The sequence below is a fragment of the Pseudomonas sp. FW300-N1A1 genome (assembly GCF_058789115.1).
This window is the reverse complement of sequence record NZ_JBYTBK010000040.1, coordinates 1-14504: the sequence shown is the minus strand read 5'-3', so window position 1 is coordinate 14504 and position 14504 is coordinate 1. Positions and strand designations below refer to the sequence as shown.

12 protein-coding genes are annotated in these 14504 nt (G+C 63.1%); 2 read left to right on the top strand and 10 right to left on the bottom strand.

Translation table 11 applies throughout. The features are described 5' to 3' along the window. Positions 1-12: 12 nt before the first annotated feature. Together AC3WQN_RS21425 and AC3WQN_RS21420 are read right to left on the bottom strand one after the other, a co-directional pair. Positions 13-1608, bottom strand: a complete 1596-nt coding sequence (locus AC3WQN_RS21425; protein WP_103401976.1) for a glycerol-3-phosphate dehydrogenase/oxidase — start codon at positions 1606-1608, stop codon at positions 13-15. A 5-nt stretch (positions 1609-1613) separates the two neighbouring features. Continuing rightward, complete coding sequence (locus tag AC3WQN_RS21420; protein ID WP_103401977.1) at positions 1614-3209, bottom strand: FAD-binding oxidoreductase; 1596 nt, start codon at positions 3207-3209, stop codon at positions 1614-1616. 212 nt (positions 3210-3421) lie between these two features. On the opposite strand from AC3WQN_RS21420, the gene gliR reads away from it, so the two are divergent. Further along, positions 3422-4450, top strand: coding sequence for an AraC family transcriptional regulator GliR (gliR, locus tag AC3WQN_RS21415; protein ID WP_103401978.1), 1029 nt, complete (start codon positions 3422-3424; stop codon positions 4448-4450). Positions 4451-4453: 3 nt separating this feature from the next. On the opposite strand, the gene AC3WQN_RS21410 is transcribed toward gliR, so the two are convergent. The 7 genes from AC3WQN_RS21410 to mdaB form a co-directional block, all read right to left on the bottom strand. Next, complete coding sequence (locus AC3WQN_RS21410) at positions 4454-4822, bottom strand: glyoxalase superfamily protein (protein WP_103401979.1); 369 nt, start codon at positions 4820-4822, stop codon at positions 4454-4456. Between the two features lie 642 nt (positions 4823-5464). Continuing rightward, complete coding sequence (locus AC3WQN_RS21405) at positions 5465-6922, bottom strand: N-acyl-D-amino-acid deacylase family protein (protein ID WP_492589097.1); 1458 nt, start codon at positions 6920-6922, stop codon at positions 5465-5467. Between the two features lies 1 nt (position 6923). Continuing rightward, positions 6924-7784: a MurR/RpiR family transcriptional regulator gene (locus AC3WQN_RS21400; RefSeq protein ID WP_103402402.1), complete on the bottom strand. Its 861-nt coding sequence runs from the start codon at positions 7782-7784 to the stop codon at positions 6924-6926. Positions 7785-7800: 16 nt separating this feature from the next. Continuing rightward, complete coding sequence (locus AC3WQN_RS21395) at positions 7801-9150, bottom strand: GntP family permease (protein WP_492589095.1); 1350 nt, start codon at positions 9148-9150, stop codon at positions 7801-7803. A 289-nt stretch (positions 9151-9439) separates the two neighbouring features. After that, positions 9440-11107 (bottom strand): gamma-glutamyltransferase, encoded by a 1668-nt coding sequence (gene ggt, locus AC3WQN_RS21390; protein ID WP_103402389.1) that lies wholly within the window; start codon positions 11105-11107, stop codon positions 9440-9442. A 195-nt stretch (positions 11108-11302) separates the two neighbouring features. Then, a complete protein-coding gene (locus tag AC3WQN_RS21385; protein ID WP_103402390.1) occupies positions 11303-12214 on the bottom strand; it encodes a LysR family transcriptional regulator in 912 nt (303 codons plus the stop codon). 198 nt (positions 12215-12412) lie between these two features. Next, positions 12413-13003: an NADPH:quinone oxidoreductase MdaB gene (gene mdaB, locus AC3WQN_RS21380; RefSeq protein WP_095145108.1), complete on the bottom strand. Its 591-nt coding sequence runs from the start codon at positions 13001-13003 to the stop codon at positions 12413-12415. 201 nt (positions 13004-13204) lie between these two features. Between mdaB and AC3WQN_RS21375 the strand changes: the two genes are divergently transcribed. Continuing rightward, complete coding sequence (locus tag AC3WQN_RS21375) at positions 13205-13519, top strand: putative quinol monooxygenase (protein WP_103402391.1); 315 nt, start codon at positions 13205-13207, stop codon at positions 13517-13519. Here the strand turns inward: AC3WQN_RS21375 and AC3WQN_RS21370 are convergent. Next, entirely contained in the window at positions 13509-14273 is a 765-nt protein-coding gene (locus AC3WQN_RS21370) for a sulfite exporter TauE/SafE family protein (RefSeq protein WP_103402392.1), read from the bottom strand. The two genes, AC3WQN_RS21375 and AC3WQN_RS21370, sit on opposite strands and share 11 nt — an antisense overlap. Positions 14274-14504: the final 231 nt, after the last annotated feature.

The window sequence follows — 14504 nt, the reverse complement described above, 5'->3', positions numbered from 1 at the left end:
TTCAATGGGCATTCAGTGCGTGGCATCCGGCAAACCATGATGGCGTTGCCACAACGCCCGGTAACGCAGTTGTTCCTCTTGCCAGCGCTCGTCATCCCAGCCCAGCCGGGGCTGGCACAGACGACGAATCGCCGGCAGTTCATCCGCCGCGCCCCTGGCCAGCAGCAGACCGATTCGAGTACGGCGCAGCAGCAGGTCATCCAGGTGCAGGACCATCTCCGCCTCGCAGGCAAAGGCCAGTTCCGCCCACAAGGTGTCACTGCCGCCCACGGTGTCGCTGCCCAGCTGTTCCAACAGTTGCGCCAGCCGAGGCAGGTCGCGGCCATGACGCCCGGCCAGGCGTCGCCACTGACGGCCACTCAGGCCTGGGATCGGCAGTCCCGGCACGGCGGCAAACACCGGCGCGCCGTCATCGCTGACAGGACGTCCAAGCATGGCCGCGCAGGCCTTCAACACCTCAATGGCCTGGGGACGAAAGGTAGTCAGCTTGCCGCCGGCCAGGGTCACGCAGCCGGGCTCCTGCCACAGCACATGCTCACGGGCTTCATCCGAGGGCTTGCCCTGCTGCTCGCCACTGGCGCTGCCCACCACCGGGCGCACACCCGACCAGGTCGAGAGCACATCGGCGGCAACCACCTCGGCCCCCGGGAACTGCCGGGTGCACGCCTCCAACAGATACTCGAGTTCCTCGCCGCTGATGCTCGCGCTCTGGTCGAGATCCTCGCGATGATCCAGGTCGGTGGTGCCGACCACCGTGGCGCCCTCCCAGGGAAACACAAACACCGGCCGGCGATCGCGCGGGTGCAAGAAAGTGAACGCCTGTGCCACCGGCAGACGCCAGCCCGGCAACAGCAGATGACTGCCACGCAACGGCCGCAACTGCCGGCCAGCGCTCGCCGGGCGCAACCGCTCGGCCCAGGCGCCGGTGGCCACCGCCAGCGTGCGACAACGCAACTGCAGCGACGCCCCTCCTTCGCAATCCTCGACCTGCACCCCGCAGACCCGCCCGTCTTCGCGCAGCAACTGCTGTACCCGCACGCCGTTGAGCGCCAACGCGCCATCGGCCCGGGCCTCGGCCAGCACGCGCATCACCAGGCGGGCGTCATCGGTCAGTGCATCGACAAAACAGGTCCCTCCCAGCAGATCGTCTTGCGCGACGCCCGGTGCCAGATACCGCATCTGTTGCGCGTCATAAAAACGATGGCTACGCCGCCCGGCCAAAGCGTCATAGACCGTCAACAGCCCGCCCATCACCCGGGGGCCGGGAAAGCCGCCCCGGTAATGGGGCATCAGAAAACTCATGGGCTCCACCAGCCCCGGGGCTTCTTCGAGCAAGCGCTGGCGCTCATGGACCGAGTCGCGGGTCAGGCGCCACTGACCCTTGGCGATGTAGCGCAAGCCGCCATGGACCATTTTCGAAGAACGACTGGACGTGCCCCAGGCAAAGTCGCGCTGCTCCAGCAGCAGGCAACGCCAGCCGCGACGCGCCGCTTCACGCAGGATCCCGGCGCCACTGATACCGCCGCCGATGACGATCAGGTCCCAGGTTTCGTCCGCCAGCGTCGGCAACACCTGCCGTCGCCACGCCGCATTCCAGTCCAGGCTCATGGCCGTCACTCCTGCAGCAGGGTGCCAGGGTTCAGGCGCCCGGCAGGATCGAAATGCCGGCCCAGGGCCTGCAAGGTATCCATGGCCAGCGCGCCTTTTTCCCGCAGTAGGTACGGCGCGTGATCCTTGCCCACGCCATGCTGGTGACTGATGGTGCCGTGGTTGTCGACGATGGTCTGGCTGGCCGCCTGCTTGAGCGCCTGCCAGCGCGCCAGCGTGGCCGGGTAGTCGGCCGCCGGACGGAACACGTAGGTGGTGTAGATGCTCGAACCTTCACCGTAGACATGGGACAGGTGGGTGAACACATGGACCCGCTCACCTTCGGCGGCCAGGCCATCGCGCAGGCTGTTTTCGATGCGGTTGAGCAGGTTGTCGACATTGCTCCAGTCGGTCGCGGTTTCCAGGGTGTCCACCACGTAGCCGGCGTTCCACAGGTTCTCGCGCAGATAGGGAAAGCGGAAGCGGTTCTGCGCCCACTTCTTGCCCAGCAGGGTCCCGGTGAACACCCCGCCAAAGGCCTTCAGGTGTTGCCGGGCCTGGCTCAGGGACAGGGCATTTTGCCGCCGGTTACCGGTCACGCCAAAGGTCAGCAGGCATTTGCCCGCGCCGGCACCGCGCAGGGCCAGGTACTTCTCCAGCCAGGCAATCTGCTGCGGATGACCCGCTAGGGCCAACTGGGTTTCGGTTTCCACGGCGTTAGACAGGCGCAGCATCGACAGCGGCACGCGGGCCTGGGCCAACTGGCGGATGGCTTGCAGGGCGCGGCTCCAGTCGGGCAGGAACACACCGTAGAAGCGCTCGTCGGCCGGCAGCGGGCTGACTCGCACCTTGACCTCGGAAATGATCCCGAAACGGCCTTCGCAGCCCAACACCACTTCGCGCAAGTCCGGACCGGCCGCCGAGGCCGGGAACGTCGCGATTTCCAGCGGCCCGGCGAAGGTTTCCAGGGTTCCGCCGGCGAACAACTGCTCGATACGCCCGTAGCGCAAGGACTGCTGGCCACTGGAGCGACTGGCCACCCAGCCGCCCAGGGTCGACAGCTCCCACGACTGCGGAAAATGCCCCAGGGTGTAGCCCCGTGCGCGCAGCTGACTCTCCACCTGCGGCCCGGTGGCACCGGGGCCGAAGGTGGCCAGCAGGCTCTGCTCATCGAGATCGAGCAGGCGACTCATGCGCGCCAGGGACACGGTCACCACCGGCCGTGTGGACAGCGGTGGGTTGATGTGCCCGGCCACTGACGTGCCGCCGCCATAAGGGATCAGGCACAGGTCCTGTTCCTGGGCCAGTGCCAGCAACTGACGGATCTGTTCGGCACTCTGCGGGAACGCCACCGCATCGGGATAAATGCCTGGCGCGCCTTCACGCAGGGCCAGCCAATCCGACAGGCTCTGGCCACGGGCATGCAGCAAGCGGTCGTGGGCACCGACACTGTAGAGCGGGTGTTCGTCGAGCCGCGAAGCCGGCACCCTGGCCAAGGCCGCCTCAAGCGTGGCATCGGGCAGCGCCTGGCCGGTGCCGACCCGTGCCGCGAGAAACCCCGCCCCCTGGGCCGGCAACTCGACCACCGTGGTTGCATCCCCCCAGCCGTTCCAGCGTCGCATGCGTGTGTCCTTTTCCGGTTCTTATAGGTGACATTTCAGGCGCCTATACTAGCCGGCCGCCCGGACCTGTCACGGTCGCATCGGGCCAGTTCGAGTAGCCAATTGAGTCAACCCGCGCAGCCGGCTCAGCCATTTACTTTAGCTGTGGTTTCAAATTACCTTTCAGGGTATTCAGCCGCGCCAGCGCGTGCCTCGATCAAAGGAACACGATCATGCAATCCCTTGGCTACACCTCGGTTCCCCCGCTGCTCAAATACGTGCGTCACGCCGAACAACTGGGCGTGGCCATCGAGCCTGCGTTGGCGGCAGCCGGGTTGCAGGCCCGGCAATTGAGCGACAACAGCCTGCGCTTGCCGGGCGAAGCCCATGAACGCTTGCTCGACTACTTCTGCGAACACTCGGGCGACCCGTTGTTCGGGCTTAATTCGGCGCGTTTTGTCCTGCCCAACTCCTGGAGCGTGCTGGGCTACATCACCATGAACTGCGCGACCCTGGGCGATGCCATGAGCCGGATCATGCCGTTCGAGAAGCTGGTGGGCGACATGGGGGTCAGCCGCGCCGAGCTCCAGGGCGACCACGTGCACCTGATCTGGACCTGTCGCCATCAACGCCCACGAATCCGTCGGCACCTGGTGGAAAATGTCCTGGGGTCCTGGTTGCAATATGCACGCTGGATTGCCGACACCCAGCTCTCACCCGCCGCCGTATGGCTGGAACATCCACAGCCGGCCGACACGCAACTTGCCCAGTACGAGCAGTTCTTCGACTGCCCTGTACTGTTCGACCAACCCTACTCGGCACTCATTGTCCCACTGCCTTATTTACAACTGCCCCTGCGCCAGGCCGATGCGCAATTGCTGCGCACCCTGGAAGAACACGCCCTGGGCTTGATGGCCACGCTGGAAGACGCGTCCCTGGAGCAACGGGTGAAGAACATCCTGCGCCAGTTGCTCAAGGAAGGGCTGCCACGCAAGGAACAGGTGGCCGAGCAGTTCGCCGTGTCGGTGCGCACCCTGCAACGCCAGCTGCACCAGGCCGGTACTACTTACCAGCAAATCCTCGATGACCTGCGCCAGGAACTGGCCGAGCACTACCTGCTCAACAGCGCCTTGCCGATCCAGGACATCGCCCAGTACCTGGGCTTCACCGAACCGCGTTCGTTTCACCGCACCTTCAAAAGCCGGCGCGGGATGCCACCTGGCGAGTTCCGCCAGATGCACCGCACGCCGGACGAAGCCTGAGGCTCAAACGCAGATCGCGTTGGTGAACACCAGTCGGTTGCCGAACGGATCGTTGATCGTCATGTCCTGACTGCCCCAGGGCATGGTCTGGATCTCGGGATGGGCATAGCGATAATCCTTGGCCAGCAACTGCTGGTGGAACGCTGGCAGCGCATCGGTCTCGATACGCAATGCCGACCCCGGTGTCGCGTCGCCATGATGTTCGGACAAGTGCAGCACACAATCGCCCCGCGACACCTGCAGATACAGCGGGAAATTCGCCTCGAAGCGGTGCTGCCAGTCGAGGCTGAAGCCTAGAAAATCGACGTAAAACTCCAACGCCTTAGCCTCGTCGAAGATCCGCAGGATGGGGGTGGTTTTTCCAAAACGCATGGCGCAGCTCCTTGAGTGAAGGGGCTCATCATATACAAGGAACGAGTCTTGATACGATCGCCAGATCGTTCCCACGCTCCCGCAAGGGAATGCCTCAACGGACGCTCCGCGTTCGGCTTTGGAGGGGACGCGGAGCGCCCCAGGCTGCATTCCCACGCAGAGCGTGGGAACGATCGACAATCGACAATCAGGTCATTGCCAAACACCACCCAGGCCGACCGGAAGGTCGCCGCGCTCTTGCTCTTGCTTTAGCTTTTGATCCACCCGCCCCATCGGCAGGCCGAGCGCAGGCGTTCATCAGGGGAATGGCGCGCAGCGCCCCTCGACGCCGTCGAGGACATCGCATGGAGGTCGAGCGAAGCCGACCGGAGAGCGATGCCCCCTGAGGAATGCCGAAGCGAGGGAACCCCGAGCCTTGGCGAGGGGCCGGACGCTCGGGGCGAAGCGTTTTGGTTCCTTTTTGGCGTTTGAAAAAGGGACTCGCCGTAAGGGCGAAACCATTAGAAGCCATGACCGCAGCAACGGATATGCACACCGCACCGGCAAGAGAATGGCTGGCTGTCAGGCCGCCTTCGCGGGCAGGGCAAGCCAGCCCCTACAAAGGCTCGGTGCACACACGCAGTTCAGGGTATCTACGCGGCGTTAACGAAACCCCACCCGCAAATCCCCATCCCGCGCCAAAAACCGCCCCTCCCGCCGCCCATTCGCCTGACCATCGACATAACTGCGCACCCCGTTGACCCACACTCCGTCGATCCCTTCGGCCGAACGCTGCGGGTCATTGAAGTCCGCCACGTCCCGCACCCGCAACGGATCGAACAACACCAAGTCAGCCCAGTACCCTTCGCGAATCTCGCCACGCGCCTTCAAGCCAAAACGCGCCGCCGACAACCCGGTCATCTTGTGCACCGCGGTGTGCAGCGGAAACAGGCCGACATCACGACTGAAATGCCCCAGCACCCGGGGAAACGCCCCCCACAAACGCGGATGGGGAAACGGGTCTTCGGGCAGGCCGTCGGAGCCGATCATCGACAACGGATGGGCCAGAATGCGCCGCACGTCCGCCTCGTCCATGCCGAAATAGACCGCACCGGCCGGTTGCAGGCGACGGGCCGCGTCCAGCAGCGGCATGCCCCACTCGGCGGCGATGTCGATCAAGTCGCGACCACTGACCTCCGGGTGCGGGGTGGACCAGGTGATGGTGATGCGGTGGGCATCGGTGACTTGCTTGAGATCCAGGGTCGAAGAGCTCGCCGCGTAGGGATAGCAATCGCAGCCCACCGGATGGGTTTTCGCCGCCTGCTCCAGGGACGCCAGCAACTGCGGGCTGCGACCCCAGTTGCCGGCGCCGGCACATTTGAGGTGGGAAATAATCACCGGGCTCTGCGCTTGCCGGCCGATCTGGAACGCCTCGTCCATGGCCTCCAGCACCGGCTCGAACTCACTGCGCAAGTGGGTGGTGTAGACCGCGCCAAAAGCGGCCAACTCGGCGGCCAACTGCTGCACTTCATCGGTGGATGCCGAAAAGGCGCTGGCATAAGCCAGGCCGGTGGACAGCCCCAGCGCACCGTCTTGCAGGCTCTCGCGCAGTTGCTCGCGCATCGCGCTGATTTCCTCGGGCGTGGCAGTACGGAACAGGTCGTCCAGATGATTGCTGCGCAGTGCCGTGTGCCCCACCAATGCCGCCACATTCACCGTCGGCTGGGCGGCTTCGACCGCTGCGCGGTAATCACTGAAGCGTGGATAAACAAAGGCCGCCGGGGTGCCCAGCAGGTTCATCGGGTCCGGCGGATCGCCACGCAGGCTCACCGGAGAGGCGCTGATCCCGCAGTTGCCGACGATCACCGTGGTCACGCCCTGGCTAAGCTTGGGCAGCATCTGCGGCTGGCGGATCACCACCGTGTCGTCGTGGGTGTGCACGTCGATGAAGCCTGGCGCGAGCACCCGGCCAGCGGCGTCGATTTCCTCATCGCCACGGGCGCCCTGCAAGTCACCGATGTGCTGGATGCGCCCGTCCAGGATGCCGACGTCGGCGAGGTAAGCGGGGCGGTTGCTGCCGTCGATGACCGAGGCGTTGCGAATCAGCGTGTGGTACTGCATGTCAGTCTCCCAGCGGCAGATGGTCATCGCCGCCACGGTAATCGTCGAGCGCCAGCTTGATCCGCCGCAGGCGCTCTTGATTGTCTTCAGGTTGCGCCAGTGCCAGCTCAGTGGCGAGCACGTCGATGGCCAGCAACATGCCGTAGCGCGCCGCCGTCGGTTTGTAGATGAATGAGGTTTCACAGCTTTGCAGTGGCAGCACCACATCGGCCAGCTGTGCCAGCGGCGAGTCGGCCAGGGTGATCGCCAGCACCCGCGCGCCGTAGCTTTGCGCCAGTTCCACCGCCTCCAGCAACTGCGGGATGATGCCGGTCAGCGAGCAGGCAATCAGCACCTGGTCAGCGCCCATCGATGCGGCGGTGACACGCATCATCACCGGGTCGTGGCAGGCGGCAATCGGGTAACCCAGGCGTACCAGGCGCACTTGCAGCTCGGCACTGCACAGCGTCGAACAGCCGCCCATGCCAAAGGCGTGAATCATCCGCGCCGTGCTCAGCAGTTTGACCGCGTCGGCGAATCGCGACTCGTCAAACGCCGACAGGTGCAGACGCAGCGTCGTTTCGATATCGCCGACGATCTGCCGGTAAAACGCCGACTGCGCAGGCCGCCCAGCCGGGTCCAGAAAACGACTGCCGACCCCGCTGGCCTGGGCCAGTTGCAAACGCAGGTCGCGCAAGTCACGACAACCCACCGTGCGGGCAAACCGCGACAAGGTAGCGCTGCTGACATCGGCGCGCTGCGCCAGTTCGTCGAGGCTGGCCGAGGCGGCGAAGCCCACGTCTTCGAGCATCAACCGGGCAATGCGCCCCTCGCCGGCACTGAAAGAATCCTGTCGTGCGCGAATCTGATAAAGGATGTCCATTTACCGCACCTGCTGTTCACAGCACATAGGAAAGACCGACGGTCAGGGCGAATGCGACCACCGAAATCAAGGTCTCGAGCACCGTCCAGGTCTTGAAGGTCTGGGTCACGGTCATATTGAAGTATTCCTTGATCAGCCAGAAGCCGCCGTCGTTGACGTGGGAAAAGATAACCGACCCCGCGCCTGTCGCCAGCACCAGCAGCTCCGGATGGGGATAACCCAGACCAATGGCCACCGGCGCTACCACGCCCGAAGCGGTGGTCATGGCCACAGTGGCGGAACCAGTGGCGATGCGCATCAAGGCCGCGAACAGCCACCCCATCAACAGCGGCGACAACTGAAACTCATGGGCCAGGCCGACGATCTGGTCGGTGACCCCGGCATCCACCAGAATCCGGTTCAGGCCACCACCGGCGCCTACCAGCAAGGTGATGCTGGCGGTCGGTGCCAGGCACTCATTGGTAAACCTCAGGATCGACTCGCGGCTGAAGCCCTGGGCCAGGCCCAGGGTCCAGAAACTCAGCAAGGTTGCCAGCAACAGCGCGATCACCGAGTTGCCGATAAACAGCAGGAACTGATTGAACCCGCTACCAGGGGTGGAAATCAGGTTGGCCCAGCCACCGATCAGCATCAGCACCACCGGCAACAGGATGGTCGCCATGGTGATGCCGAAACCCGGCAGGCTGTCCCGTGGTTCACGCTCGAGAAATTGCCGCTCCAGCGGGTTGTCCTCGGGCAGCTGGATCCGCGGCACGATGAACTTGGCGTACAAGGGACCGGCGATGATCGCCGTCGGGATACCGATCGCAATCGCATAGAGCAAGGTCTGTCCCACCGAGGCCTGGTAGACCTGCACCGCCAGCATCGCGGCCGGGTGCGGCGGCACCAGGGCATGCACCACCGAGAGGCCGGCCACCATCGGCAAACCGACCATCAGGATCGACACGCCGACGCGGCGCGCCACGGTAAAGGCAATCGGCACCAGCAGCACAAAACCGACTTCGAAGAACAGCGGCAGGCCCACCAGGAAGGCAATGCAGACCATCGCCCAATGCGCGTTTTTCTCGCCGAACCGCTCAATCAGCGTGCGCGCCATCTGCTCGGCGCCACCGGACTCGGCCATCATCTTGCCAAGCATGGTGCCCAGTGCCACCACCAGCGCAATGTGCCCCAAGGTCTTGCCCACCCCCGCCTCGTAGGCCCCCACCACGCCAGACGGCGGCATCCCGGCGACCAGCGCCAGGCCAATGGAAATCAGGGTGATGACAATGAACGGATTGAGCCGGTAACGGGCGATCAGAACGATCAGGGCAATGATGGCGACAGCGGCATAAACCAGCAGCCAATAGCCGAACGACGGTGCCATGCGGTACTCCTCGAAAAGGGTCACGTCGATGTGTTGTGAAACTCATAAATCATTTCGAGGAGAATCTTTCAAACGGGATGAAACTAGCTTTCGCACACAGGCAAGGAATGTCGCTTACGGATATGTCGTGTCGCGATTAATGAAAATAGGCGGGCGGGATTTTCATGCAAGGCGCGTTGTGATCGTTCCCACGCGCAGCAACGGACACGCTACGTCCGCACCTGAGACGCGGAGCGTCCCGGGCGGCATTCCCACGCGGGAGCGTGGGAACGATCATGGCGGACAGGGGTTACTTCACAACTTGACCCACACCCCGGCCGCGAGGGTCGGAGGCGGTTTCCAGGGCGCTGCCGTTGACGCGGATCGCCTGGATATCACCCATTTCCCAGCCCTGGTCTTCCAGGGTGTAGCCCATGGTTTTCAGCTCATCGGCGACCTTGCCGGTCAGGGGCGCGTAGGCGTCGAAGTAGATCGTGTCCTTGGGCAGCAACTGGTGATGGACGCGTTGCGCGGCCACGGCTTTTTCCAGCGGCAGGTTGTAGTCATACAGGTTGTTCAGCACCTGGAAGATCGAGGTGAAGATTCGCGAACCACCCGGCGTGCCGAGTACCAGCGTGACCTTGCCATCGCGGGTCACCAGGCTCGGGCTCATCGACGACAACATGCGCTTGCCCGGAGCAATGGCGTTGGCATCGCCACCGACCACACCAAAGGCGTTGGCCACGCCGGGTTTGGAGCTGAAGTCGTCCATTTCATCGTTGAGCAGGAAACCCGCGCCTTTGACCACGACGCCGCTGCCGTAGTCCCAGTTCAGGGTGTAGGTATTGCTCACCGCATTGCCGTCGGCATCAACGATGGAGAAGTGCGTGGTCTGATGCGGCTCCAGGCCTGGACGGACTTTCTCGGTCGGCGAGATGGCGTTCGGGTTGACCTCGGCGGCGCGCTTTTCCAGGTACGCCGGATCGGTGAGTTGCTTGACCGGCACGTCGGAAAACGCCGGGTCGCCAAGGTAGTCGGCACGGTCGGCGAACACGCGTTTTTCGATTTCCGCGAGCAGGTGAATGTACTTCGCCGAGTTCAGTTCGACGCCCTTGAAGTCGGCGGCACGGTCTTCCTTGATGGCGATCAATTGCGCCAGGGCGATACCGCCGGAACTCGGTGGCGGTGCGGTGTACAGGGTATTGCCGCGCCAGTTGACTGTCAGCGGCTCACGCCAGTTGACCTTGTAGTCGTTCAGGTCCTGCTTGCTGATCAGGCCCTTGTCGGCCTTCATCTGCGCGACCAGCAGGTCGGCGGTCTTGCCTTGGTAAAACTCGCTCGCGCCCTTGTCGGCGATCCGCTCCAGGGTCTCGGCCAGTTCGGGTTGGCGGAAGGTTTCGCCGGGCTTCATGCTGCCAAAATAATCGGCGAAGTTGGTCGTGCCGTTGAACAGTTTCAGCGCATCTTCGCGGTACTGGTACTGTTTGTCCGCGACTTTGAAGCCGGTCTTGGCGTAGCCGATGGCCGGGGTAATCAGCTCGCTCCAGGGCAGCTTGCCGAACTTCTTGTGGGCTTCCCACAGGCCCATCACCGTGCCCGGTACGCCGGCAGCGCGAGCGCCAACCAGGCTGAGGTTCTCGATGACCTCGCCCTTCTCGTTCAGGTACATGTCGCGGGTCGCGGCCTGGGGTGCCGTTTCGCGGTAGTCGAGGAAGTACGGCTTACCGTCGATGAACAGGGTCATGAAACCACCGCCACCAATGTTCCCCGCTTCCGGGTAGGTCACCGCCAGGGTGAACGCGGTGGCCACCGCGGCGTCGACGGCGTTGCCGCCTTTCTTGAGTACTTGCGCCGCGACATCGGCGCCGTACTGGTTCGGTGCAGCCACGGCACCGCCTTCCAGCATTGCAGCAAACGACGACGAACTGGCGGCAATCGCCGCCGCCAGGGCCAGGGTCTTGAACAACACGATACGCATGGAATCCATCCTTTCTTGTTATAGAGGCAGGAGGAACCTTAGGCTTTGTAACAAGGTTTGAGCAAGTCCACCTTGTGCTGAATTCACACCACCACCGAAGCCCGCTGCGAGGCCCGGCCCGACAATCGAGCAGCGAATGGATCCCTGCTGAAAAGGTCCGAGCTACACCATTCGCGCTTGCGCAGAGGTCATGCGTCAGCCCTCGAACACTTCACTCGCATAACCGGCCAGCTTGCCCTGGATGAAGTCGAGGAAGCACTGAATCCGCAGGGCCAGTTGCGAGTTGCGGTAGTACACCGCATTGATCGGCTGGCGATAGCCGCTGTTGGCTTGGGCCAGCACCGGCTTGAGGCGTCCGGCCTTGATGTCTTCGATCGTCATGAAGTGCGACAGGCACGCAATGCCCTGCCCCTCCAGCGCCAGATGACGCAAGGTTTCGCCACTGGAGGCACTGATGCCCGGTTGAATCTGCCAGCGGTCACCGTGCGCGTGGCGCAGCGGCCAGTGGTTGAGGGTTTCGGTCTGGGTGAAGCCCAGCAACCGGTGCCCGGCCAGCTGTGCAACGCTGGTCGGGATGCCATGTTTTTCCAGATAGGCCGGGCTGGCCAGGATGTGCAACGGACTGCATCCCAGCGAGCGCGCATGCAGGGTCGAATCCGCCAGGGCACCGATGCGGATCGCGATGTCGGTGCTCTGCTCCAGCAGGTCGATGATCAGGTCGTTGCTGTTGAGCTCCAGTTGGATGTCCGGATACAAGCGGCTGAACTCATCGATGTAGGGCACGATGGCATGCAGCATGAAGGGTGACGCGGCGTTGATCCGCAGCCGCCCCGAGGGCGTCTGGTGCCGCGACGACAGGCGTTCTTCCAGCTCGTCCATCTGCTCGAGGATCCGCTTGGCCTGCTCGAAGAAGTACTTGCCCTCCTCGGTCAGGTCCATGCGCCGCGTAGTGCGGTTGATCAGCGTGGTGTCGAGCTTGGCCTCCAGTCGCGACAGCGTGCGGCTGACCGCCGAGGGCGTTTGCCCGACCTGCTCGGCCGCCGCGGAAATCGAACCGCACTCGATCACGCAGACGAAAATCTGCAACTCATCGGATCTGGCTTTCACGTGTGTCCTTCCTATCGAATGCGCTCTCATCGTGGCGAGGGAGCTTGCTCCCGCTGGGCCGCAACGCGGCCCCAAAACCATTCGGAGCGGTTCTTCAGCCATACCCCTGTCGTCATGAGCGGGAGCAAGCTCCCTCGCCACAGGCAGCCGGTTACGCCGAGATATCCGATAGTAGCTGGATGCGGGGCAGAACGCAGGTCACGCCGGCAAGTTGAACACCTGCTTGAGGTGCTGCTCGTAGCGCGCGATATCGGCTTCAATGTTCGGACGCTTCATCACGTCGACACACAGGAAAGTCGGCAAGCCGGTCATGCCAAGGAACTCATTGGCCTTGTGGAACGGAAAATACACCGCGTCCACACCCTTGGCTTCAAAGAAGTCGGTCGGGTCGTCGAAGGCTTGCTGCGGGGCATTCCAGGTCAGCGACAGCATGTATTGCTTGCCGTGGATCAGGCCACCGCTGCCGTACTTCTGCGAAGCGTCGGAACGGGTGCGACCGTCACTGGCATAGAGGCTGCCGTGGCCTTCGGTGAAGACTTCGTCGATGTACTTTTTCACTGTCCAGGGCGCACCCATCCACCAGCCTGGCATCTGGTAGATGATCACATCGGCCCAGAGGAATTTGCTGACTTCATCGCTAATGTCGTAACCCTCGTCGATGTGGGTCACTTTGATATCGACACCGCCACGGTCCAGCACGCTCAGGGCGGCTTCGTGCAAGGTGGCGTTGTAGCGACCGTCGGAATGGGCGAATTTCTTGCCGCCGTTGAGCAATAGCACTTTTTTCATGGGGAGCCTCATCATCTGGGTCCGATGTGCGTGGTGGATCACTCGCGCAATCGGGGAAGGTTCAATTCGATGACGGCAGGGTATCGATCGACACCCCCGTGAATAAGCCCTGCTTCGGCAAAATACATTTGACCTATACGCACGAATAGCCATTCGATTGTTGCCGTAGAATTTCCTCCCTCCCTTCCAGAAGAGTTGTCCATGAGCCCACAACACGGCTTCATCCTGCACGCCAAAACCCGCCCGGAACGCGCCGAGGCCTTTGAAGCCCTGTTCCGTGCCTACGTCGAGCCCAGTCGCGCCGAACCGGGTTGCATCGAATACCACATGCTGCGCGACCAGCAAGACCCGACCCTGTTTATCTTCTACGAGATCTGGCAGTCCCAGGCCCATCTGGAAGTGCACTCGAACCTGCCGCACATGAAGGCGTTTTTCGACACGCGCATGGACTACCTGGAGCGTGACTTCGATATCCGTCCCATCGAGATGCTCAGCCCTTCATCCGCTAACCGTTGACCAACAGGTGCCCACCGAGCACGCCCAGGCCAATGAAAAATATCCGTTTGAACAGCACGGTGCTGATGCGCTGACGCAGCCATTGCCCCAGCAACATGCCGAGCACAGCGGGAATCAGGGCCAGCAGCGAGGCACTCAGTTCGCCGCTGCCCAGCGCGCCGCGCCACGACAGGCCGGCCGCCAGGGCCAGGGTCGACACGGTGAATGACAGGCCCAGCGCCTGCACCAGTTGATCCTTGCTCAACCCCAACGCTTGCAGGTACGGCACCGCCGGAATCACGAAGACCCCGGTAGCGGAGGTGATGATCCCGGTCAGCACGCCGCACAGCGGGCCGAGCCAGCGCTCACTGGTGCTACCGACCTTGAAGGCGGGCAGCAACAATCCGCTCGACGCATAGAGCAGTAACGCGCCACCCAGCGCCCGCACGACCCATTGTCCGCCGTCGACACCCAGCCACAGGGTACCAGCGCCAGTGCCGATAAAAATCGCCAGCAGCATCGGCCACAAACGTATAAGCAACGTCCGCAGGTGCCCACCAGACGCCAGTTGCCAGACGTTGGTCAGGGTCGCGGGGATGATCAACAACGCCGCAGCCTGTGTCGGTGCCATAGCCAGACCAAGCAGTCCCATGGCGATGGTCGGCAAGCCCAGGCCGATCACACCCTTGATCATTCCAGCCAGGAGAAAGGTGGTAACGACCAGCAATGACAAGGCCAGGCCGAGGTGTTGATAGAACGCCAGAAGTGTATTCATGGCCGTATGGTGGGGCTTTCGGCTGCCCCTGAAAATCTGCCATATACTGAGGCTGACTCTTGTTATGACAGAGTCAGGTAATCTGTCGGGGCGATCGGCCGGCTCTGGTCTGCTGGCGAATGCAATACGCGATATGCCTGATAAACCGCCTTCGCTGGCAAGCCAGCTTGTATGTTTAGACTTGTAGGGGTGGTGGGACTAAAAGCCAGCATCTGACTCTAGCCAGTACAG